Origin of the sequence: Idiomarina ramblicola, assembly GCF_003987255.1 — a bacterium.
Classification (GTDB): domain Bacteria; phylum Pseudomonadota; class Gammaproteobacteria; order Enterobacterales; family Alteromonadaceae; genus Idiomarina; species Idiomarina ramblicola.
The window spans coordinates 99,488-123,822 of the sequence record NZ_PIQC01000009.1; the positions used below are offsets into that span (position 1 = coordinate 99,488).

General features: G+C 47.8%; 17 protein-coding genes. 7 read left to right on the forward strand and 10 right to left on the reverse strand.

The window, feature by feature from the left end:
* Nucleotides 1-40 precede the first annotated feature (40 nt).
* From zapE to nspC, 6 genes are all read left to right on the forward strand, one after another.
* Entirely contained in the window at nt 41-1,162 is a 1,122-nt protein-coding gene (zapE, locus tag CWI78_RS11960) for a cell division protein ZapE (protein WP_126783026.1), read from the forward strand.
* 250 nt (nt 1,163-1,412) lie between these two features.
* Complete coding sequence (locus tag CWI78_RS11965; protein ID WP_126783027.1) at nt 1,413-2,831, forward strand: sodium-dependent transporter; 1,419 nt, start codon at nt 1,413-1,415, stop codon at nt 2,829-2,831.
* Nucleotide 2,832: 1 nt separating this feature from the next.
* Nucleotides 2,833-4,668 (forward strand): tRNA(Met) cytidine acetyltransferase TmcA domain-containing protein, encoded by a 1,836-nt coding sequence (locus CWI78_RS11970; RefSeq protein WP_126783028.1) that lies wholly within the window; start codon nt 2,833-2,835, stop codon nt 4,666-4,668.
* Nucleotides 4,669-4,733: 65 nt separating this feature from the next.
* Nucleotides 4,734-6,890 carry a prolyl oligopeptidase family serine peptidase gene (locus CWI78_RS11975; RefSeq protein ID WP_126783029.1) on the forward strand — a complete coding sequence of 719 codons (2,157 nt, stop codon included), beginning with the start codon at nt 4,734-4,736 and terminating at the stop codon, nt 6,888-6,890.
* A 72-nt stretch (nt 6,891-6,962) separates the two neighbouring features.
* On the forward strand, nt 6,963-8,162 hold the full coding sequence (locus CWI78_RS11980) for a saccharopine dehydrogenase family protein (protein ID WP_126783030.1): 1,200 nt from the start codon (nt 6,963-6,965) through the stop codon (nt 8,160-8,162).
* A 15-nt stretch (nt 8,163-8,177) separates the two neighbouring features.
* Complete coding sequence (gene nspC / locus CWI78_RS11985; RefSeq protein ID WP_126783031.1) at nt 8,178-9,311, forward strand: carboxynorspermidine decarboxylase; 1,134 nt, start codon at nt 8,178-8,180, stop codon at nt 9,309-9,311.
* A 35-nt stretch (nt 9,312-9,346) separates the two neighbouring features.
* Here nspC and CWI78_RS11990 read toward each other — a convergent pair whose 3' ends face one another.
* Genes CWI78_RS11990 through acs form a run of 7 tightly spaced genes read right to left on the reverse strand, consistent with a single transcriptional unit; the run spans nt 9,347 to nt 18,840 of the window.
* Nucleotides 9,347-9,973 carry a tetratricopeptide repeat protein gene (locus CWI78_RS11990; RefSeq protein ID WP_126783032.1) on the reverse strand — a complete coding sequence of 209 codons (627 nt, stop codon included), beginning with the start codon at nt 9,971-9,973 and terminating at the stop codon, nt 9,347-9,349.
* 37 nt (nt 9,974-10,010) lie between these two features.
* A complete protein-coding gene (locus CWI78_RS11995; RefSeq protein ID WP_126783033.1) occupies nt 10,011-10,799 on the reverse strand; it encodes a type III pantothenate kinase in 789 nt (262 codons plus the stop codon).
* A complete protein-coding gene (gene birA, locus CWI78_RS12000) occupies nt 10,786-11,781 on the reverse strand; it encodes a bifunctional biotin--[acetyl-CoA-carboxylase] ligase/biotin operon repressor BirA (RefSeq protein WP_126783034.1) in 996 nt (331 codons plus the stop codon). The genes CWI78_RS11995 and birA overlap by 14 nt, the downstream gene beginning before the upstream one ends.
* Nucleotides 11,778-12,779, reverse strand: coding sequence for a UDP-N-acetylmuramate dehydrogenase (gene murB / locus CWI78_RS12005; RefSeq protein WP_126783035.1), 1,002 nt, complete (start codon nt 12,777-12,779; stop codon nt 11,778-11,780). The genes birA and murB overlap by 4 nt, the downstream gene beginning before the upstream one ends.
* Nucleotides 12,780-12,790: 11 nt before the next feature.
* Complete coding sequence (locus tag CWI78_RS12010) at nt 12,791-16,249, reverse strand: hybrid sensor histidine kinase/response regulator (protein ID WP_126783036.1); 3,459 nt, start codon at nt 16,247-16,249, stop codon at nt 12,791-12,793.
* Nucleotides 16,246-16,878, reverse strand: a complete 633-nt coding sequence (locus CWI78_RS12015; protein ID WP_126783037.1) for a response regulator transcription factor — start codon at nt 16,876-16,878, stop codon at nt 16,246-16,248. Before CWI78_RS12015 ends, CWI78_RS12010 begins: the two co-directional genes overlap by 4 nt.
* A 21-nt stretch (nt 16,879-16,899) precedes the next feature.
* Nucleotides 16,900-18,840: an acetate--CoA ligase gene (acs, locus tag CWI78_RS12020; protein ID WP_126783038.1), complete on the reverse strand. Its 1,941-nt coding sequence runs from the start codon at nt 18,838-18,840 to the stop codon at nt 16,900-16,902.
* 185 nt (nt 18,841-19,025) lie between these two features.
* Between acs and CWI78_RS12025 the strand changes: the two genes are divergently transcribed.
* Nucleotides 19,026-20,198, forward strand: coding sequence for a DcaP family trimeric outer membrane transporter (locus CWI78_RS12025; protein WP_126783039.1), 1,173 nt, complete (start codon nt 19,026-19,028; stop codon nt 20,196-20,198).
* Between the two features lie 62 nt (nt 20,199-20,260).
* Here the strand turns inward: CWI78_RS12025 and CWI78_RS12030 are convergent, their stop codons facing one another.
* The 3 genes from CWI78_RS12030 to ppk1 form a co-directional block, all read right to left on the reverse strand.
* Nucleotides 20,261-20,608: a DUF4870 family protein gene (locus CWI78_RS12030; RefSeq protein ID WP_126783040.1), complete on the reverse strand. Its 348-nt coding sequence runs from the start codon at nt 20,606-20,608 to the stop codon at nt 20,261-20,263.
* 76 nt (nt 20,609-20,684) lie between these two features.
* Entirely contained in the window at nt 20,685-22,190 is a 1,506-nt protein-coding gene (locus tag CWI78_RS12035) for a Ppx/GppA phosphatase family protein (protein WP_126783041.1), read from the reverse strand.
* The gene (gene ppk1, locus CWI78_RS12040; protein ID WP_126783042.1) at nt 22,165-24,252 is read right to left on the reverse strand and encodes a polyphosphate kinase 1; all 2,088 of its coding nucleotides are present in this window, start codon (nt 24,250-24,252) and stop codon (nt 22,165-22,167) included. The genes CWI78_RS12035 and ppk1 overlap by 26 nt, the downstream gene beginning before the upstream one ends.
* Nucleotides 24,253-24,335 lie beyond the last annotated feature (83 nt).

Sequence of the window (24,335 nt, forward strand, 5' to 3'; positions counted from 1 at the left end):
CCGGCTTTTTTTTATCATACCTTTTCGCGATAATTAACTCATGCAAGAAAGCTATAATCAACGGCTCCAATCCGGACAATTACAACCCGATGCGCACCAACTGCGTGCCGTTAAAGCTTTACAACAGCGGTTAGACTCGCTTGCCTCAGGCAACCGACCAGACAGCCTTTATCTCTTTGGTCCAGTCGGTCGAGGGAAAACCTTGTTAATGGACATTTTCTATCAACACCTGCCAAAAACTGGGGCGATACGGCTGCATTACCACCATTTTATGGCCAGGATCCATCAAGAACTTAATGAGCATCAAGGGGCAACCGACCCCATGCAGGCAATAGCTAACTCCTGGGCGCAACTCTATTCAGTTATCTGTCTTGATGAGTTTTTTGTTGAAGACATCGGCGATGCGATGATCTTAGCGCGACTTTGGGAAGGTTTATTTCAACGTGGTGTCAGCTTAGTAACAACCTCCAATGCACCACCCAGTGAACTCTATAAAGGCGGCCTGGCTCGTCATCGATTTGAACCCACGATAGACTTGCTGAACGAAGAGTGCGAGTGCCTGGACTTAGGTCTGGGTATCGACTATCGGCGTCTGAAAAATACGAACCTCCCCTATTATCTTAAGCAAGGTGACCGGAAACAGCTACGCTCGGCAGTCGAAAAGCAGTTTGGAGACACAGTCCCTGCATCTTCTACGACCGTTATGAATCGGCAGATTCATTGCTTATGGCGAAACGATAACGTTATCGGCTTTGACTTCATGGCACTTTGCTCTGGCCCAAGAAGCCAGCGCGACTACATGGAACTGGCAGATGAGTATTCCGCCATTGCAGTACACGGCATTCCTGCCTTCACTTATTTACCCGATAAAGAACTGCTGCACGGAGTTGAAGAAGCCTATCAGCGCGAACACCAAGACATTAGTGTCAGTAAGCTGGATAACGAAGCCCGCCGTTTTATTGCATTAGTCGATGAATGCTATGACCGTAAATGCCTCCTAATCATGACGGCAGAGACCGACATCGACAGACTTTATCAGGCCAAGCAACTTGCTTTTCCTTTCAGACGTTGTGTTTCGAGACTTTTTGAAATGCAGCAATGGGGGCGTTCAGTAAAGGGAAACACGCTGGTAAAAAGACGCCAATCTGTTCCAGAGAGCTAAATTCCCTGTATTTACCAGCGTGTTAAAACTGAGTTACAAAAAGGTTATCTGATTTCTAACAAATTCCAATATTACAATTGTAATGGATGTTAAAATAAATTTTGTGTTTAAACCGGATTTCCCGCATTCTGCCGCACAATCACTGATTCGCCGCTTGCCGTTAAATTGCGGCCTTGCTAGGATTGCTGGAATTTGCTGAACGGCAGCGCTTAAAAAGCGTTAAAACAATAACGAGAAAAGAAGGTTCAGAATGAGCGAACAACGCGATCAATTTAGCTCTAAGATTGGCTTTATATTAGCGGCAGCAGGTTCGGCTGTCGGCATTGGCAACCTGGTTGGCTTCCCGGTTGCGGCTACCAAAAACGGCGGCGGTGCGTTTTTGATTATCTACGCTTTGTTCGTTGCTTTTATCTGTATACCGGTCATGCTTGCCGAGATGGGCCTGGGCCGCCGCGCTCAAAAGAGTCCACTGGGCTCCTATAAAGCCTTATCGCCAAATAACAAAGGGTGGCACTTTGCCGGTTTACTGGCGGTTATTACACCGTTCATGATCGCCGTCTTCTACATGGTCATTACGGTCTGGATATTTGGTTACCTGTGGCATTCCATCATCGGTAACCTCGATATGCTTGCCAACCCGGAGTATTTTTCTCAGTTCGTTAACGATTACGGTTTTGTTGGCTTTCTTGTCGCCGTCACAATCATTATTAACGTGATTTTGATTGGTGGCGTTCGACAGGGCATAGAAAAAGCCGCTAAGTTCCTCATGCCAGCCTTATTTATCATGCTCATTCTGCTGGTTATTTTTGTCCTTTCTCTGGACAACGCCGTATTGGGACTTGAGTTTTATTTGGTTCCCGACTTTTCAAAAATTGATGGCTCAGTCATCAACGGTGCATTAGCACAAGCCTTCTTCTCGCTTTCTCTGGGTATGGGTATTTTGATTACTTATGGCTCTTACTTTAGCCGCCGTGACGACATTGTCACTTCGGGTAAACTGGTAGCATTAACGGACACCGCAGTGGCCTTTACTGCAGGTTTAATGACGCTGCCGGCAATATTCGCCATTAACCCGAATACTGACCCCGACGCATTAAGTGATTCCTCCGTAAGTATGATCTTCTCGTTTTTCCCGCAAATTTTCATCGCGCTTGAGGGCGTTGTCGGTTATGTAGGAGCGAGTATTGCTGCGACGGTCTTCTTTCTTCTGACCTTTATTGCAGCCATTACTTCATTGGTTTCAATTCTTGAAGTGCCGACCGCAGCGGTTATTGAGCAAGCCAAGATCAGCCGTAAAAAAGCGCTGCTGATTATGGGAATAGCGGTCACTGTCTTAACACTTATTGCCGCCACTTCTTTTGGCTTTGTTCCCGCATTTACTGAGTTTACTTTCTACGCAGACACATCTAAGTCAGTTTTCGACGTTATTTATGACGTTTTCTACGATACTATTTTGCCACTGAATGGCTTGCTAATTTGCTTATTTGTCAGCTTCCACTGGCGCCGTAAAAACCTGGATGCTGAGCTTGCCGAGGGCAACCCGGGATATCCGGATACACTATTGGCTAAGTATGTGCGTTTATCCATTTGCACCTTTATTCCACTGATATTGGCAGCAGTATTTATTAATACGGTGCTCACGAAATTCTTCGCAATCTCTATTTTCTAGCATGTCACAACGCAGCGGTTACAGAAAACTTGAACTGCTGCATGACGCGAGCCTTTGGCAGCAACACTGCCAGGCTCGCCCCAGCCTTTCTATCTATTTGTCAGATAAAGATAAACACGCTGATGCAGCGCTTTCACGTTACCGCGATTACCTGGGACACGAATTTGAACAAGTTTTTATAGATTGCAGTGACGGTTTGCACGCAGACGCCATTGCCGCGCTCTGCGGAACCGTAACAGCAAGTGGTCTGTTGTCCATCTTACTTCCTGTTGAAGACAATCCGATGAGCCAGCGTATGACGCGTTGTGCGGCTAAGTTTTATCGCGATAATGCCAACAACAGCTCTGCGACAATGCTGATAGAGACAGCGGCATCGGCTCGAACACGGTATCTTACCGATGATCAACAGACCATTTTACAGATACTGGATGAGACCGCGCAGGATACGACGACAGAACCGACAACACACATCATCACAGCTGAACGCGGCCGGGGGAAAAGCACCTTGCTGGGCCGGGCGCTTGCCAAGGCTAAAGAGCAACGTTCTATCATTGTAACGGCACCACGAAAGGCCAACGCCAAGGTTTTGCTACAACAAGCGCCACAGGCCAGATTCGTTGCCTGGGACAAACTATTAGAGCAGCCGGATAACCCAGATACTCAATTAATTATTGATGAAGCGGCGGGCTTACCGCTATGGGCAACCGAAAAGCTATGCCAAAAGTTTACTCCCTGGCTACTTGCGACAACCGTTGCCGGCTATGAAGGATGTGGCCGTGGTTTTGCTGTTCACTTTACCGACTGGGCCAGAAGTACCCTACCCGAGGTACATATTCACCAACTAACACAGCCGTTACGCTGGCCGGTCAATGATCCACTAGAGCAATGGTTAGCGAAAACGTTTCTATTAGATGAGCGAGCAGTCACTGTCTCTTCAAATTGCGTAACCGGTACTTTTATTCAACACGCCTCTGAACTTGAAGAGAGCTTGCTACAACAATGTTTCCAACTGTTGCTCAATGCACACTATCAAAGCAGCCCGAACGATCTTAACCTGCTACTCACTGAACCAGCACATAAACTCGCCTACCGATGTGAGCGTGGCAAAGTTATTGCGGTTGCCTGGCTCATGAGCGAAGGTCCTGTCAATTCACCACTAAAACAAGAAATTAAATTGGGCCGACGACGACCAAAGGGCAATTTATTACCGCAGGCTATTGGCTATTTCCTGCAGCAGGACTGGGCTATGGATTTGTGTTGGCTTAGAGTCGCGCGTATTGCCGTATCAACAGATAAACGACGCCGCGGAACAGGCTCACAACTACTGACTGATATTTTGCAATGGGCCAAAAACCACCATTACCAAATGCTTGGAACCAGCTTTGCCTGGTCACCTCAGTTGGATCAGTTTTGGCAAAAAAACAGTTACTTTCCCTGGCGTTTCAGCAGTCGTATCGATAGCGTATCAGCCCGCTCGGCTGCTATCTATGTTTGCTCCTGTATCCCGTCAACTAATAGCCGATACCAGCAATTTAATGCATGGGGCGAGCTACAATTGCAATGGTTGTCGAAAGGTAAAGAGGCGCTAAACTTAACTGAAGAGCTCGCCGATATCAGGGCTGATATCATTAAAGCGTATTGCGCTAAAATTGTTCCTTTCGATGCCGCACATTTTGCCCTGGCACAATGGTTTTACTGGCAGCACAACGACCACCCTCTCACTGCCATACTTTGTCGGCCGGACATCAAACTTAAGCAACTCGGCCAATACTGGGGTGGACTATCGAAGCAGCAGGCAAATGAAAATCTCTGTAAAGAAGTGGACTCGCTGCGCTAATGTCGCTTGTTGTTTTATCAGCAAGTTCTTATGATCAACACAGAACTTAAACAGGAAAACCTATCATGACTCGTTATTCAGCTTTTATTGCTTGTTCAGCTGTGTTGGTGTTGAGCGCCTGTAGCTCATTTGAAAAAGAAGAAGAACAACCGGACGGTCCTTATCCAGAAACAAAAACTGTCGATCAACAAGATAACTATCACGGCACTCAAGTTGACGACCCTTACCGTTGGTTAGAGCAGGATAACGAAGAAGTCGGGAAGTGGGTAGATGCACAAAATCAGTTGTCAACGCCGTCATTACAGAAGCTTCCGGCGTTTACCGACATTAAAGATCGCATGACCGCGCTTTGGAATTATGAAAAAGTCAGCACACCCTTTCGTTACGCTGACCGCTACTTTTACTTCTCTAACGACGGCTTACAAAACCAGTCCATTCTTTACACCATGAAGGACTTAAACAGCGCACCCGATGTGCTGATTAACCCCAATACCTTCAGTGATGACGGAACGGTTTCGTTAGCCCGAATTAATGTATCCCCCAAGGCTCAGTACGTTGCCTACGCCACCTCGGACGCCGGTAGCGACTGGACGGAAATAAAAGTCCGTCACATTCAGTCGGGAACAGACACCAGCGACGTAATTGAAGGGGTTAAATTTACCGAAGTCGCTTGGTTACCTAATGAACGCGGCTTTTATTACAGCCGCTATCCTCAGAATGAAGACGGAACGTTCAATGACTCAAAACCGGTCAGCGTCTACTTCCACAAACTTGGTACAGAGCAAAGTGACGACGAGCTCGTCTTCGCCTTTGATAATAAGCCAGACTGGAACCCCTACGCGCAAATATCAGACGATGGCCAATACCTGTTAATTGATGTGTTCAAAGGCTATGACGCCAATGCCGTCTATATTCGTCCGTTAGCACAAGAAAAAGCAGCGTTTAAAGGTTTGTTCACGGGTTGGGACGCTCATTATGAATATGTCACCAGCCACAAAGACCTGCTGTATTTTAAGACAACCAATGACGCCTCAACCGGTCGTGTTATTGCTGTTGATCCCAAACAGCCGGCAGCTGATAACTGGCAAGAAGTCATCGCTGCTAAAACCCACACGTTAAAAGAGGTGAACGCCGTAGACGGACAGCTGTTTGCTCATTACTTGCAATCAGCCCGCTCTCGAGTGGCAATATTTGATATTGAGGGCACCATGCTGCAGGAGCTTGCGCTACCAGGTATTGGCTCTATCGATGGCTTTAACGGAAGCAGCAAGGCACCCGATACATTCTTTACCTTTAAAGGCTTTACCGAGCCAGGCAAAGTGTACCGTTATCAACCCGAACAACAACGTACAACCCTATGGTATGAAACCAGAGTCCCCGCCAATTTAGACCAGTACACCACTGAGCAAGTGGTGTATAACAGCGCCGATGGCACCGAGGTTCCTATGTTTTTAGTGCATCACAAAGACATTGAGCTTAACGGTCAAAATCCAACGCTGTTGTACGGCTACGGTGGCTTCAATATTTCTATTACCCCAGACTACGATACAACTCGTGTTATCTGGCTGGAAATGGGCGGCGTTCTCGCTATTCCCAACCTGCGAGGTGGTGGTGAGTTTGGCGAGCAATGGCATCAGCAAGGTACGAAAGAGAACAAGCAAAACGTCTTTGATGACTTTATTGCCGCAGCCGAGTGGCTAATAAACAACAATTACACCAATAAAGACAAACTGGCTATTCAGGGACGCAGTAACGGCGGGTTGCTTGTTGGCGCCACCATGACACAGCGGCCGGAACTTTTTGCCGCCGCGCTCCCGGCGGTCGGCGTACTGGATATGCTTCGTTATCACCTGCCAAGTGCCAACGCGCGCGGCTGGAGCAGTGAGTTTGGCCTGAGCGAAAATAAAGAAGACTTTAAAACCTTGTATGCATACTCGCCAGTTCACAATACCGAAAGCGGTACCTGCTATCCGCCCACCCTTATCACTACCGGTGATCATGACAATCGTGTGGTTCCATGGCACAGCTATAAGTTTGCAGCCGCATTACAACGAGACCAAAGTTGTGACCAGCCCATATTGTTAAACGTAGAAACTCGTGCCGGGCATGGCGCAGGCACACCAACCTGGATGCGCATTGAAGAGCATGCCGAAAACTGGGCTTTCTTACACCAGCATTTAGGTATGAATTCAGAGGCTGCACAAAGCAACGCTTCTGAATGATGATTTCGTAAAAATATGCTATCTTTCGCAGCAACTTTATTGGTTTAAAGATTTCTGTGAAGGATAGCATTCATGTCTAAAGTTTTAATTATAGGTGCCGGCGGTGTTGCTGGCGTAGTCGTACAAAAATGCGCAGGCTTACCTGAAGTATTTTCTGAAATTCACCTGGCCAGCCGCACCCTGTCCAAGTGCCAGGCGCTGCAGGAAAAGGCCGGTAAAGACCGCGTTGTCGGCGTTTATCAAGTGGATGCCGATGACTCAGCCGAAGTCGCTGAACTCATCCGTGGCATTAACCCCTCGTTGGTTATTAACGTCGCACTTCCGTATCAGGACTTACCTATCATGGACGCTTGCCTGGAAACCGGCGTGCATTATCTGGATACCGCAAACTACGAACCAAAAGACGAAGCCAAATTTGAATACTCGTGGCAGTGGGCTTATCAGGAACGCTTTAAAGAAAAAGGTTTAATGGCGTTGTTGGGAGCCGGTTTCGACCCGGGTGTAACCAACGTCTTTACCGCCTATGCCGCTAAGCATTATTTTGACGAAGTGCATTACCTGGACATTGTTGACTGCAACGGCGGTGACCACGGTCAGGCATTTGCGACGAACTTCAATCCGGAAATTAACATTCGCGAAATTACCCAAAAAGGAAAGTACTGGGAAAACGGCGAATGGCACGAAACGGATCCTATCAGTGTTCGCAAGGATCTGGACTACCCTAACGTCGGCGTGCGTCCATCTTACTTGTTGTTCCACGAAGAGCTTGAGTCGCTGGTTAAGCATTTCCCGACCATTAAACGCGCACGCTTCTGGATGACTTTTGGCGACGAGTACCTGACTCACTTACGTGTACTTGAAAACGTTGGAATGACCTCTATTCAGCCCGTTGAGTTTGACGGTAAAAAGATTGTACCGCTGGAGTTTTTGAAAGCCGTACTACCTAACCCGGGTTCTTTGGCAGAAGGTTACACCGGAAAAACCTGTATCGGTACTTATGTCACTGGTGTAAAAGACGGTCAGGAAAAAACCATCTTCGTTTACAACAACACTGACCACGCCGAAACCAACAAAGAAGTGGGTGCTCAAGCGGTATCCTATACCACCGGCGTGCCGGCAATGATTGGTGCGTCTTTGATGTTGCAAGGTAAATGGATGAAGCCCGGCGTTTGGAATATGGAACAGTTTGACCCGGATGAATTCATGGAGTGCCTGAACAAGTATGGCCTGCCATGGCAGGTTCAGGAATGCGATAAGCCATTCGAGAAGTAACAGAGAATACAACGCATGAGTCACTATACATCGCCGGACATTCCGTCTCCCTGCTACGTGCTGGATGAAAAACTGCTGCGAAACAACCTCGAGCTGATGCAAGAGGTGCAAGAGCAAAGTGGAGCTGACATTATTCTGGCACTGAAAGGCTACGCCATGTGGTCTGCCTTTCCGCTAATTCGTCAGTATCTGAAAGGCTGCACAGCCAGCTCTGTCTGGGAGGCAAAGCTGGCAGCAAAGGAGTTCTCGCGCGAGGTTCATGCGTATGCCCCAGCTTATAAACAAGAAGACATCGACGAGTTACTGCCGTTAGTCAATCACTTGTCCTTCAACAGCGTTTCACAATGGCACAAGTATCGTGAACAGGTAGCCGCTGCTGGGGTTTCCATTGGCCTGCGTATTAACCCAGAGCATCAGGAAGCTGAAACCGAGCTTTATGATCCCAGCGCACCGGGCTCTCGCCTGGGTATTCGCGCCAGCGAGCTTAAGCAGCAGGACTTAACCGGCGTTGAAGGTTTGCATGTGCACAATCTCTGCGAGTGCGACTCGTTTGCGCTTGAACGCACACTTGATGCTGTTGAAAGTCGTTTTGGCGAACAGCTAAAACAAATGAAATGGCTGAACCTGGGCGGTGGGCATCTCATGACCCGCAAAGGTTACGACGTTGCTCACCTCATAAAGCAGCTGAAGCGCTTGCGCGAAACTTATGACCTGCAAGTGATACTGGAACCTGGTTCCGCGGTTGCCTGGCAAACCGGTCCGCTGGTCTGCGAAGTGGTCGATATTGTAGAGAATCAGGGAAAAATTGCTCTATTAGACATTTCAGCCACCGCGCACATGCCGGATGTACTGGAAATGCCTTATCGCCCGGTCATTACTGGCGCAGGCTTACCAGCCGAAAGAGCTTTCAGTTACCGCTTAGGTGGCAACAGTTGCTTAGCCGGGGATGTTATCGGTGAGTACAGTTTTGATCAGCCTCTGGCTGTTGGTGACCGTTTAGTTTTTGAAGACATGATGCACTACACCATGGTGAAGACATCCTTCTTTAACGGCGTGCAGCATCCGGCTATTGGTATTTTACGGGAAAGTGGTCAGTTTGACTGTGTACGGCAATTTAGTTACGAAGATTTCCGTAATCGATTGTCCTGACGTTTTGTTAAGCTAGACCTGAAGAAAAGGCCACTTCAATCGAGTGGCCTTTTTGCTTTTTCAACTACCGAAGGTGGCATTCTCTCAGCCAGCTTTGCCAGTTTTTGCTCAATATCCTGATAGGTGCCCTGGTTTGCTGTTATCGCATTATGTAACCAATGATAGGCCTTTTCATAGTCATACGGGCTGCCTTTATCCGCCAACAAGATCTCAGCAAAGCGTCGTTGCGCCGGCAAATTCCCTAACGAAGCAGCTTCACGAAGATACAAAATGGCGCGGTCAATATCCTTTTGAACCAGAACCCCTTCATGATAATAGCGTCCTAACTGCTCCAGAGCTTCCAGTAAGCCATGCTGAGCCGCTTTTTCCATATACAGCAGGCCAAGTTCAGGGTCACGGTCATAACATACACCCCAGGCCATCATGTCGCCATATAAAAACTGATACGTTGGGCGGCGCTCAAGTTCTGCCTGAGCCTCGATATCCTGCGCTAACTGGCAGCGATCGGTATCACGCACTCGTTTAAGGTGTGCATTGGTTGCAAACATCTCAACGAGCTCCGCGTCTGAGTACAGTTGCACCGCTTCAACATCCTGCGCCTGCGCGTTGTGCACTGTGGTCAGTCCGGCTACAGCAATCAGCATTGGAATGACTATTTTCATAAGTTTGCCCGTGGTGTCTCTGAATAGGTCTGAACGATTAACTATTTAAGTTATCGGCACAGAGTCGCAATCCCTTAAATAACAAATCGTCATAACGACGAAATTTACCGGATAAAGTGCGCATTAAATGTTCGCCGTCACCTCCGGTCACAACCACCTCAAAAGGCTCTTGTGAAAAGCAACTCTCAGACAAATGAATGGCTTGTGCGATAGCTCCGGTCAACGCCGCTTCGGTTCCCTGAGCAATACCGTCAAACGTATTTGTTCCCGCTGCAAGCCCGTCACGCTCAATATCATCTATTGTAATACCTTTTAAGTTCGCGGTTCCCTGGCCCAGCGCATTAAGCATTAACTGCCGTCCCGGCACTATCCAGCCACCAAGGTGCTGGCCTTTTGCAGACAGCCAATCAAGAGTTAATGCTGTACCGGCATCCACTATCAATGCGTTCGTTTTTACCTGCTCATGACACCCCAATAGCGCCATCCAACGATCCGATCCCAAACGTTCCGGTTGGGTCCTGTAGCCATTCACTACACCCAATTGCTCTGCTTGTGTTTTTTGCCAGGCAACTTTTATGCCCAATTCAGCCAATGAACTGTTCAATGTATCCATCACCTGTACCGCCGCAACACTGCAACCAATAGCCTGTTGTTCACGTTCTATTTGCCGGCCACTAACGACTTCCAGTAATAAATCTTTTAATGGCTGGCTCAAGTCATTCAGCCAGCTCTGATGAGAAATCGCTCCCAGTATTTCAATCTCGTCTGTGCTCGTATTCCACCAGGCAAACTTACTGCGGGTATTCCCTGCATCAATTAATAACATCTTGAGCCCTTAATGAAACTTCACCACCAAAATAACGGCGTACGCCTTGTTCATCCTCAACCAGCAACGCACCATTTTCGTCAATTCCCCGACAGGTTCCTACACAAACTCGTTGCCCCATAATAAGCTTTACCGGCTTATCTAAAAAGCAGTCATACTGCCGCCAGCTTTGCTGAAACGCGGACAGTCCATGCTGCGCGTATTGTTCCAAAGCCGACAAGACAGAGGTTCGAACCTGCGCCGCAATATAATTACGTGATACCGGCCGCGGCAATTCTGAATTAAGATCTGTCCAGGCTTGGTCAATGCTGGCACCGACGTATTCCGGCATGGCTAAATTAATACCAATACCGATAATACTGTGTGCAGCGCCCTCGGGGGCAGTTTCAAGGTCGACCAGAATACCGGCCACTTTTTTGCCACCAATATAGATATCGTTAGGCCACTTTACACTCACCTCTTCAATACCCAGATCAGTAAAGCAGGCGGCTAAAGCAACCCCGGCTGCCAGACTTAACCCCATAGCGCCATGAATGCCATCTTCCAGCGGCCAGTAAACACTAAAGTAGAGATTGTTACCAAAAGGCGAGATCCACTTTTTTCCCCGGCGGCCGCGGCCTGCTGTCTGCGCTTCTGCAAAAATGGAGAAACCGGCTTCTAAAGGCCCTTTTTTTGCTAACTCTTTCACCTGATCGTTACTGGAGTCAACCACCGACTTTACTTCAAACTCTGGCGATTTGCGCCACCTTGCTGGGGTTTCCTTCTCAATAACCGCAGCCTGTAACAGCTCGATTGGCCCGGCAAGCTTATAGCCCCGCCCGGTTACTGAAAACAGCTCTAGTCCCAGTTCTTCCAGCTTATGAATATGCTGATTAACTGCAGCACGGGATATCGCCAGTGACTCGCCAATTGCCTGCCCGGAGTGAAACTCACCATTGGCAAGTAAGGTGATCAACTGGTCAAGACGTTCCGCCTGCTTCATTTTTCCACCAACAACTGGATAAGACCGTGCTGACCCACCAGACGAACCTCGGGCTCCAGAATAATTCCACTGACATCAGCAACTTGTTTCATAATTTTTTGCGCCAGTTGAGTCACATCATGACCACTGGCCTGCCCTCGATTAATCAATACCAGAGCCTGATAGGGGTTAATCGCTGCTTCTCCAACGAACTCAGACTTTAAGCCCAACTGTTCAATTAGCCAGCCTGCAGCAACTTTAACCTGATTGTCAGCAACCGGAAAGTAGACCATATCCGGCCATTTTTTTAGTAGTTCATCAAGCTGATCTTTGGCAACAATCGGGTTTTTAAAAAAACTCCCGGCATTGGGGATCACTTTGGGATCGGGCAGCTTTCGTTGGCGTACCTCAATCACTTTGTCGAAAATATTCTGTGCAGTCACACGTCCACTTAACTCATTGAGAGGCGAGTAATGCGTTACTGGCTGCCAGTTTTTCGGTAACCGAAAAACTACCGATGTAATAAGCCAGCGCCCCGGATGTTGCTTGAAAACGCTATCGCGATACGCAAACTCACAATCGCCGCGAGTCATTTCAACCCAACGCTTTGCTCTAATGTCCCATGCGGTAACCTGCTCAATAAAGGTCGAAACTTCGACCCCATAAGCACCAATGTTTTGCACTGGCGCAGCACCAATTGAACCGGGTATCAGTGCCAGGTTTTCCAATCCGTCAATGTTGCGCGTTCGCAAGTCCGTCACAAAATTATGCCAGTTTTCACCGGCAGCTGCTGTCACCAAATAGTCAGTTTTGCGCTCTTCTATACAGACTCCAAGTAACTGGTTACAAATAACCGTTCCCTGGAAGTCATCGACAAACAAGGTATTGCTGCCCTCACCAAGCAAATAATAAGGCTCTTCAAATGACAATTGTTCTACAGCATCGCTGCTATTCAGCTCAACTAACGAGCGACTTTTCGCCGGCAGCTTAAATGTGTGTCGCTCAGCAAGGTCAATCAACTTCGTGCTCCTTAAGGCTTTCGGGTGCTGATATATTTTAAAAAAGCTTTTAGTGCGGCGGGCTTAGCCGGCTTTGGCAAAAACTGCAGGCCACTTTTGCGCGCCGCTTGCTTAACCACATCGTCACGCATTGCAGTGACCAACGCGGCTGGTATCTGTTGCTGCCAAATGTCGCGTAACTCTTGCGCTAATTTTAAACCGTCTCCGTCGCCTAACTGATAGTCTAGCAGGAGTCCCTGAGGCGCCTTATCCCGACTGTGCTCTTTCGCATAGGCCAATGCCTTTTTGTAGCTATTAAAGGTCAGTGCCTCGCATTCCCATTTCGTCAATAAGGCACTAAGAGCGCTTAAGTTTTCATTGTCATCATCGACAACCAAAAGCTGTAATCGCGCAGAAGGGGCATCTTCAAGCTTCGTTGCCAACTTGCTGACTACTTGAGCGGCGTTACCTAAGGGTACCCTTACCGAAAAACACGAGCCTTTGCCTTCAACCGACTCAACCTGCACATCACAACTTAACTGCTCACCCATACGTTGCGCGACGCTCAATCCTAAACCAACGCCATCAACCGTTTGGTTCTGCACACGATAGAATGCATCAAACACTTTGTTTTGTTGTTGTGCTGCAATGCCGGGGCCGGTATCCCATACTGCAATTTGAAGTTCTTCCCCACGCTTACGTACGCCTAAAAGGACACTGCCTTTCTGGGTGTATTTTATCGCGTTAGACAAAAAGTTCTGCACAATACGACGCAAATAAGTTGGGTCGGTATAAACGGGCCTGTCTTTATAGAAAGCGCGAAAATCGAGTTTTCGTTGTTCAGCCAGTACCGCATACTCTTCAACCAATGGGTCCAGCACTGAACTTAGCTGAACATGCCGAAACTGCGGTTTTAATGCGCCCTGATCCATTTTAGCTATTGATAATAAGGTCGACAATAAATGCTCCGTCGACCCCAGCGCCGTGTCCAGCTTGCCGACCAGAGACAAATTACGTTCTGAAAGTTCTTTTTCCTGAATGGCCGAAAGATACAATCGTGCCGCATTAAGGGGCTGTAAAATATCATGGCTGGCCAACGCCAGAAAACGCGTTTTTGAAGCATTAGCCGCTTCAGCTTCACCTTTGGCTTTTTTTAGTTCTTCTTCCACTTGTCGGCGCCGATCAATTTCGGCTGTCAGCTCCTGATTAATTTCACGAATTTCCTGAGTACGAACATCAACCCGTTGCTCAAGATCGATATTGGCGTCTTCCAGTGCCTGCTGGGTTTCAACGTGCGACGTTATATCGGTAAAGCTGGTCACAAAGCCGCCGGTCGGCAAAGGATTGCCCACCATTTCTATCACCCGCCCATCCGCGCGTCTGCGAATAAAGCGATGCGCTGACCCCATCTGCATATAACGCAGACGCTTATCGACCAGTTCGTCCACCTCGCCCGGACCGCACTCGCCGCGCTCAGCATTATAGCGAATGAGCGTAGCAATAGACTGCCCCGGCTTAACCATTCCTTCCGGGTACTCAAACAAGTCCAGGTAACGTTTATTCCAGGCCACCAACCGCAACTCTGCATCAACCACGCTAATGCCCTGCGCTAAGTTCTCTAACGAGCTAAACAGAATAGACTGCTGAGTTTGCAACGCCTGCGTGGTGTCATCAAAAAAGTGGACAACTTCTTCCAGGTTCAGTTGTTTATCCCGCAGAGCTGCGTCGATTAGCGAACGGGCGGTTGCTGAACCCAGTACACCCGCAATCGCTCTTTCAACAAAACTAATGAAAGGCTTTTCGGCCAGATGTTCTAATTGCAGCTCTGTTTTTTCAGGTCGTTGATAATACTGCATTAACTGTTGAGCCCGCTCAGAACCCAGAAAAGTTTTAAGCAGTAGCAACATGTCTGCATTGGTTGCGCTACCGTTTTTATTTAAATGTAAATCGGGGAGAGTCGCTCTGGGCTTAACAAAAGCTGTAGACTGAATTCTGTCAACTAACCGCGGTTTTGCTAAAAGCGAAAAAATAATAAAACTGAGGCTGTTCAACGCCAGTGAAACCACCGTACCGCGCGTAATAATTTCAACGTCCGTGAGCTGCGTATTGGTATAAAGGGGAATGAGTACCGCCAGAACCCAGCCGACAGAGCCTGCCGCCAAACCGGCGTAAACACCACGCGCATGGCCTTTTCGCCAATAGAGTGCAGCGAGCAAGGCGGGCAACAATTGCAAAACCAGCGAGAACGCCAGCAAGCCAATACTCACGAGGTTGGTGCGTGCCGCCCAGAAGTAGTAACACAGGAAAGATAAAACCATGGTGACGGCAATAGCCACGCGTCGAATAAGCAACAGTGCTCTGTCGTATTCGCGCCGGCGATGCTTCAATGGCAAACGCGATTCACGCTGCAACAAAATGGGCATAATGACATCGTTGGTGATCATCGTACTGAGAGTAACAGAAGCAATAATCACCATAGCCGTCGCTGCTGATATGCCCCCAATAAAGATAACCAAGGACAGCCAGAGCTGATCTTTTAACAACGGCAACTGTAAAGCAAAAGTCGAACCATCCGCTGTTGCCGACAAATAAAAAGTACCGGCAATAGCAATAGGAACAATAGCCGCAGCGGTTAGCGCTAAGTAAAGTGGGAAACCCCAACGTGCAGTACGCAAATGCCGCACGTCCACATTGTCCACAACCGCAACGTGAAACTGTCTGGGCAGGCAAAGAATGGCGCCAGCCGCCATGAAAGTCTGCACAATAAACTCAAATTCACCAAAAGCGGCAAAAGACCACTCCGGCTTACTGACATCATTGAAGGAGTTCATTAAATTCGACTGCGCATCACCATGGATGAGTGACCAGGCAAAAATACCCGCCGCCAGTAAGGCAACCAGTTTGATCATCGACTCAACTGCAATGGCCAAAATCATACCGCTACGGTACTCGGTCACCTCAACATGACGGGTACCAAACAACATGGCAAAGACGGCCATCAGGGCCGCGGCACCCAGTTCCTTAATTGAGAACTCAGCCATCATACCGGAGCTTTCCGTCAGCACGGCAAAACTGATACCAACAGCTTTCAGCTGCAGCGCGATATACGGGATAATAGCAACCGCTGCTATCGCGGTAACCGCTACAGCTAACCTGCGCCGTTTACCAAAGCGGGAAGAAATAAAGTCGGCTATAGAGGTAATATTCTGCTGTTTACTTACCGAAACCAGCTTTTCCAGAATTCGGATACCAAACAGAAACAGTAAAATGGGTCCCAACAGGATGGGGAAAAAGGCCCAGCCATCAACTGAGGCGTTTCCTACCGCACCGTAATAAGTCCATGAAGTGCAGTAAATAGCCAGCGACATGGAGTAAATAACGGGCTTATGACTGAGTTTATTCGCCCAGGAACCTAAGCGGTCGCCCCAGGTGGCAACTGCGAAGAGGAAAATCACATAGGCCAGTGAGGCAAAAATCAGCAACCAGGTCATAATTGCAGACGTTCAGCCACCAAAACGGCCTGGGTACGACTGTACACGCCCAGCTTACGGAAAATTGCTGTGATGTGTGCTTTAACGGTAGCTTCGGTTATGCCCAGTTGATAGGCAATTTGTTTGTTTAACAAGCCTTCGTGCAGAAAGTGTAATACGCGGTATTGCTGCGGCGTAAGTCCAGAGACTTTTTGCGCTAATTCCTGGTCTTCATCCGAAACGACATCGAGCCGCTCCCGGTTTTCTTTCGGAACCCAGGTTTCACCCTGCAAAATGGTATCGATAGCTTCTGCAATTTCGGCAGAAGGCAGTGACTTAGGAATAAAGCCTAATGCCCCGAAGCCAATACATTTAGCAACAATGGAAGAGTCCTCACTGCCGGAGATAATAGCAACGGGTAGCAAGGGGTAATCTTCTCTTACACGAATAAGACCGTATAAATCACCGCTACCGGGCATGTGTAAGTCCAGTAACAACAAGTCGACATCATCGTCTTTGTTAAGCGCAGCCAGTGTTGAGTCTAAGTCTTCGGCTTCGCGTAAAGTCAGCTCAGAAAAATGATTCGCGAGAGCGCCTTGCAGCGCCTCGCGAAACAATGGGTGGTCATCTGCGATTAAAAATTTCGCCATGAGATTCCAGATTAAGTGACATTATTTGTTCATTCGATTCTCTATCAATGAATCTACCACACTTGGATCAGCAAGCGTAGAGGTGTCACCGAGGTTTTCATGCTCATTGGCAGCAATTTTACGCAAAATGCGACGCATGATTTTACCGGAACGAGTTTTAGGCAACCCGGTGGTCCAGTGAATCAAGTCAGGTGTTGCAATGGGACTTAATTCAGAGCGAACCCAGTTACGCACTTCTTTGGTCAGTTCCTCCGTTACTTCAACACCCTCTACCGGCGTCACATACACGTAAATACCCTGACCTTTTAAGTCATGCGGATAGCCAACAACGGCGGCCTCAGCTACGGCCTTATGTGCCACCAGTGCGCTTTCAATCTCAGCGGTCCCTAAGCGATGTCCTGACACGTTCAGAACGTCATCCATACGGCCTGTTATCCAGTAGTACCCATCGGCGTCGCGACGTGCACCATCACCACTAAAGTACATGCCTTTAAAGGTTGAGAAGTAGGTTTGCTCAAACCGTTCGTGGTCTCCCCATAACGTTCGCATTTGGCCCGGCCAGGAGTCTTTAATGACCAAGCCACCTTCTGCTTCACCGTCCTGAATATTACCATCACTGTCCACCAACGCCGGTTGAATACCAAAGAATGGACGCGTTGCGGAGCCCGGTTTTAAGTCAGTGGCGCCAGGCAATGGAGTAATCAAAATACCGCCATTCTCTGTTTGCCACCAAGTATCCATAATAGGGCATTTGCCATTACCAATAGCGCGGTGATACCACTCCCAGGCTTCCGGGTTAATAGGTTCGCCAACACTGCCCAAAACCCGAAGGCTGTCACGAGTTGAGGTTTTAGCGGCATCATCCCCTTTTGCCATTAGCGCACGAATAGCGGTTGGTGCTGTGTAAAGAATATTCACCTGATGCTTATCAACAATCTCACCAATACGACCAACACCCGGGTAGGTTGGCACGCCTTCAAACATCAGAGTCGTTGCGCCGTTCGCCAAAGGCCCGTAAACAATATAAGAGTGGCCTGTAATCCAGCCGACATCCGCCGCACACCAATAGACGTCGTCTTCCTGATAGTCAAAAACGTACTCATGCGTCATTGATGCGTAAACCATATAACCGCCGGTGGTATGCACGACACCTTTCGGTTTACCCGTTGAGCCCGAAGTATAAAGAATAAAAAGTGGATCCTCGGCGTTCATCACTTCCGCCTGACACTCGTCACTGACATTACCAACCAGCTCGTGCCACCAAACGTCAAGGCCTTCCGTCCATTCAACTTCACCTTCGGTTACGCGACAGACAATGCTGTGTTCAAGTGTAGGACAAGAACCGTCGGCAATGGCTTTATCAACATTGGCTTTCAAACCAATGGTACTGCCACCACGGCGACCTTCGTCAGCGGTAATAATGGCCTTAGCCTGGCAATCGTTAATACGGTCCGCAATCGCGTTTGGTGAGAAGCCACCGAAGATTACTGAGTGAACCGCACCAATACGGGCACAGGCCAGCATCGCGTATGCCGCTTCCGGCACCATTGGCATATAAATAGCAACTCGGTCACCTTTGCCAACACCTAATTTCTTCAGGCCGTTAGCAAAACGGGAAACCTCTTTGTGCAGCTCGCGGTAGGTGATGTGTTTGTCTACACTCGGGTCATCACCTTCCCAGATAATAGCCGTTTTATCCGCTTTATCAGCCAAGTGACGATCGACACAGTTATAACAAGCGTTTAGAGTGCCGTCTTCGTACCATTTAACGCTCACTTTACCCAGCTCGAAACTGGTATCTTTAACTTTGGTGTAAGGCGTGAACCAAGTAATTCGCTGTCCGTGTTCACTCCAAAACCCTTCAGGATCGTCTACTGACTGTTGGTAAAGTTTTTTATAACCGTCATTGTCGATTTTAGCTTTTGCTTTGATATGTTCAGGAACTGAATACAGTTGCGACATTACCTCTTCCTCCTTATTCGCAAGATGGTATCTGTTGTACGTTTTACACGGCTTAAACACTATTAGACCATAGTCTAGATTGATAAAAATTGACCAGTTAACGAGAATTAACAACGTTTATACTTGGCATAACTATAAAACGCACAATCAAAAAAACGAACACTTGGCTGACAGGGGAGAACACCATGGCTAAAGCAAGTATCGCAAAGAAATTCACCTTATCAGCGGCAAGCGCCGCTGTACTCGGTGTCATGAGCTTAGGCGCTCAGGCTAACGAAACCGACATCGATTTCGGTGGTTACGTTAAACTCGATATGCTGGTATCTGACTACGCCGATGGACAGGCACCATCGAGCGCCAATATTGGTCGTCAACAATACATTCCGAGCATCACGCCAGTGGGTGGAGAAGGCGACGATCTGACAACTGACTTCCACGCACGTCAGTCCCGTTTTTTCGTTACCACCAAAACAGAGCTGGACAATGGTGAAACACTGACGGGTCACATTGAAATGGACTTTCAGTTAACTCCCGACGGCGACGAACGTATTTCCAACTCATACAATCCGCGCCTTCGTCAGGCTTTTTTAAAGTACGGAAAATGGACCTTTGGTCAAACCTGGTCAAACTTTCAGGATCTCAACATTTTGGCTGAATCAGTAGACTTTATCGGTATTACTGATGGCATTATCTTCAACCGCCAGGCGCAAATTCGCTACACTTCAGGTGGCTTTAGTGCCTCTATTGAAAACCCTGAAACGACAGTGACACCTGCAGGTGGTGGTCGAATTATTTCCAGCGACGGTTTTGTGCCAGACGTCACCTTTAAATATACCGGTAAAGCAGAGAACCTCACCTGGCAGGCATCGGCACTCCTGCGTCAATTAACTTATGACGTTGCCCAAACCGGTGATGATGAAACAACCTTCGGTTACGGCGTCAGCTTTGGTGCTAAATACACCTTCGGCATGGATGACATTCGTGCATCAGTGACCACGGGGTCTGGTTTAGGTCGTTATTTAGGTCTTAACACCTGGAACGGCGCTTATATCGACAGTAACGGCGAGTTAGAAGCCATCGATTCGACCGGTGTGTCCTTCGCCTACCGCCACTTCTGGACTGAGAAGCTTCGTTCAAACGTGGTGTATTCTCGCGGCTGGGCAGATAATGACGGGGAAGTACTGGCTCTAGCAGGTGACATGACTGAATACACTCAGCGTATTGCGTTTAACCTGATGTATTCACCTGCGTCGAACCTGACTTTTGGTGCTGAAATCTCGCAAGCTGAGCGCGAAACTGAAGCACAGGTCGACGGTAATCTAAACCGCCTGCAACTGATGGCGATGTACAAGTTCTAAATACGCTCAGAAATACAGATGCACAAAGCAACCGTCGTACTTTGTGCATCTTGCTTTTTCAATTAAATATCAGCAATAACAGGCTTGTTTTCCGACAGCGCCAGCCAACCCCGGACAACGCGATATATCACCCATAAGGTGACCGCCAGTAATACCAAATAACCAATAATCACGAACATCAGTATGAGACCGATGATCGTCCCCACAACTGCAATCCAGAAGGTTTTGATTAGCCAGTTAAAATGGCTCTCCAACCAGGTTCCGCGTGCTTCACTTCGTTTTAAGTAGGCTAAAATGACAGCCGCAATAGATGCAAAAGGAATAATAAGGCTCAGGGCATACAAAATATACCCGACAAGTGCTAATTTCTTTAGTTGTTCTTCATGTTCTGAGTTCACTTCCGTTGTCATAAGACGCTCCTCATTTTTATCAATAACGTTTAAACGTGCAATTTATTGACTACAAACCAAGTAGCCATGCTCTCCATTAAAACAGGAGCTCATAACCCAATCGCTGAATTGTCTTTGCTTCGCAATCAAGTTGCATAGCAAGCACAGAGTCTTCTTTCGCTCTTTTACTCAACGCCAATTGCAGCGCATTCCCGTTTACACAGGCCTTATTGAGCACCGACTTGCTTTGTCTGTCGCTGTTCAATATAACCCCCAACCTTAAGATTATCATCATTTTAATTAATTGGTTGTGGCTAAAAAGAGTCAAATCCGGAAATTCTGTGGTTTGTATTTTTTTCCGAAAAAACCTGACAACAGTGGAAAGAAAGCGTTGCTCTTCGGCATTAAATCCGGGCATGTAAGCGTGAGCCAGAATGTACCCGGAGTGCTTTTGCACACCGCTAGCACTGATGCTCAGCCCAACCTCATGTAATTTAGCCGCGCCCTCCAACATGACCACTAAATCGTGTTCTGTTATTCCCCAGCTGTCTGCTATGCCAGCCCATATCATCTGAACGGTTGACCAGACCCTTTCGGCCTGTGCAGAGTCGACCGAGTAGCGCTGAGCTAAGCTATAAATAGTGCGCTCCCGAACATCCTGGTGAAGTAAGACTTCTCCCGCCAGCTCGTACAAAACGCCTTCTCTCAGAGCCGCGTCATGAGGCGTAAGACGTTCAATCTGAAGTTCTTCAAAGATCCCCAATAAAACAGCAACACCTCCGGCAATCGATTCCCGACGCTCCGGAGATACCCATTCTTTATTGATTTTTTTTACCGACTCAGCCTCAATAAGTTCGTTCCTGCAAGCGTGCAACTGAGAATAGGTTATTCCCATAGGTTGCTCACCCTCGCGCTTTATAATCCACTGGTAAATCGCCTTTATCGTTCCCGATGTGCCGAACACGCTTTCTATCGGATGATTCGCTAAATAGTTAGCTATTGGTTCAACGTGCTGACGGGCTGATACAACCGCTTTATCAAATCGCTTCGGTGTGATTTTTCCCGAAGAGAAAAATTGTTTTGAAAAGGCCAGACTGCCGATACTTCTGGAGCTTAAAAAGCTAGGCTGACGTTTGTTGCCAACCGCAAACTCCGTACTACCGCCACCAATATCAATAACTAACTGAGCGCCCGATTCTGAACTTGTTTCCGCCACTCCGCGGAAAATTAAACGTGCTTCTTCCCGCCCTGAAATAACCTCGATAGGAAAAGGAAGTACCTTCGCAGCCTCTGCCAAAAAACGTTTACGATTCTTCGCTTTGCGCAAGGTGTGTGTCGCCACAACTTTGACCGTATCCCGGTCAAACCCCTCAAGCCGCACAGCACATTGCCGAAGCGCCTCAACCCCACGGTAAACAGCGGTGTCACTCAGATGCCGATTGGACAAGCCTTCGCCAAGCTGGACCGGCTGTTTGAACTTAAATATCGGTTGCAGCTGACCTTCAACTAAGCGAGCAATAATTAAATGAAAGCTGTTGGAGCCAATATCCAACGCAGCGAACTGCTTTGCATCGCTATTAGACGTCTTTTTGCTGACTTTCATATTCTTTCTTGCGTCGCTTAAGATAACGGTGAATAGCCACCTGAGAAGGAACCAGAGAGCGGCTATTGCCGACCTGCCGCTCCTTTTCAAAGCAGTAGCGATTTTGTTGCTCAGCGTCAATGCGCCGCGACTTCGCTTTATCCTTCCACTGTAAGGTCATAATCTTCAAAATTTCAGTTTTCACTTCATTGTCATAGATAGGCGCCGCCACTTCCACGCGATGATCTAAGTTACGCGTCATTAAGTCCGCTGAAGCAATAAAGACTTCCTTTTTGCCACCGTGCTCAAACACGTACACCCGTGCGTGTTCTAAATAACGATCGACGATGCTGCGAATTTCGATGTTCTCACTGAGGTTTTCTACCCCAGGCCTTAACGAACACATGCCGCGAACAATTCCCCGAATTTTAACACCCGCGCGGGAAGCCCGGTAAAGTTGAACAATTAAGCTTTCATCTTCTAAATTATTGACTTTAAAAAACAGTTCAGCGGCATGACCGGCTTTAGCCTGGTCTATCTCGAACTCAATGAGATCGTTTATTCTCTGGCGCATATTCACAGGTGCGACCATTAAGTGGCGAAATAAGTGCGCACGGTAAGGTTGCTCCAGATAATGAAACACCGATTCGACATCGTTACAAATATCAGACTGACAGGTAAACAGGCTAAAGTCAGTATAAATTTGTGCGGTTCCCTCGTGGAAGTTACCGGTTCCAATCACCGCGTAACGCCTGTCCAGGTTGCCTTCATTACGATGAACCAGAACCAGCTTTGAATGGACTTTCAGGCCATGAATACCAAAACTCACACGCACACCGGAATCCGTCAATTCCTTCGCCCACTCAATGTTTGCTTCTTCATCAAACCGGGCCTGAAGTTCCACCATAACCGTTACATGCTTACCGTTCTGCACCGCATCCATCAGCGAGCGAACCACGCGGGAATTAGGCGCTACGCGATAAATACACATAGAAATACGGGTAACTTTAGGATCGTAAGCTGCCTGCCGCACAAATTCGGTAAAATGAGAAAATCGGTGATACGGGTAATACAATGCGATGTCACTTTTTTGAATGGCATCAAACACATTCTCGAACTGTAAGAACTTTGGATGCAGTAACGTAGGTAGAGCTTTATGTGTCAGAGAGGTTTTACCTAAGTGAGGAAACTTAGCGAAGTCTCTGGTATTACGATACCGCCCACCTGCGACAAATGAGTCAAACTGGGTCAGCTGCAATTTCTTGCTCAAAAAAGCGAGCATCTCTTCAGGCATTGCCCGATCATAAACCAAACGCACTGGGTCCGCTTTTACCCTTTGCTTTAAGCCTTCTTCCATGCGCTCAAGCAAGCTTTGCTCGATGTCATCGGAGGGGCGATATTCTGCGTCTCTGGTGGTTTTAAATGAAAAGGCCCGCAACTGTTGGAATGGAATAAAGCCCTGGAACAGAACATCTAAGTTTAATTGAAGAATGTCATCTAAAAATAGCAGCTTATGCTTTTTACTGCGCCCCTTAACTGGCAGCTTAACAAAACGGTCCACTTGGTCAGAGGGCACCTCCAGCAAAGCGTATTGCTTGTCATCACCATTCAGAATTTCAACACAAAGGTAAGTTTCGTCTTCGCGAACAATACTAGCCAAATTGCCTTTACCATTGACCCATATAGGCACGATAAAGCGCTGTACTTTTTCCCTGAAGAACCGTCTTAGCCGGTGTTTTTCTTCTTCACTCAGTTGCTCAATACTGAGTAGCGAAATGCCATTCTTTCGCAACGTTTCTAATACTTCTTCCAGTACCTCATCAAAGCGCTCTTGCAGTAATCCTACTTTTTTCTGTAACTGCGCCATCAACTGCTCATGTTGTTCCCGCTCCTGCGTCGCCTGACTAAAGAAAATACGGCGCTTTACGTCAGCGACCCGAACCTGAAAGAATTCATCCATATTACTGGAGAAAATGCCTAAAAATCGGATGCGTTCAATTGCCGGAACAGTCATGTCCGCAGCTTCTTGTAAAACTCGCTCGTTGAAAGAGAGCCAACTGAGTTCTTTATTAAAAAATTTCATAGATTAGAAACGGCAGCAGGTACATCATGGCACTAGCCTAGCGCATTCAAGTTCCATTTCTATGACAGAGATGTGACAGTCGC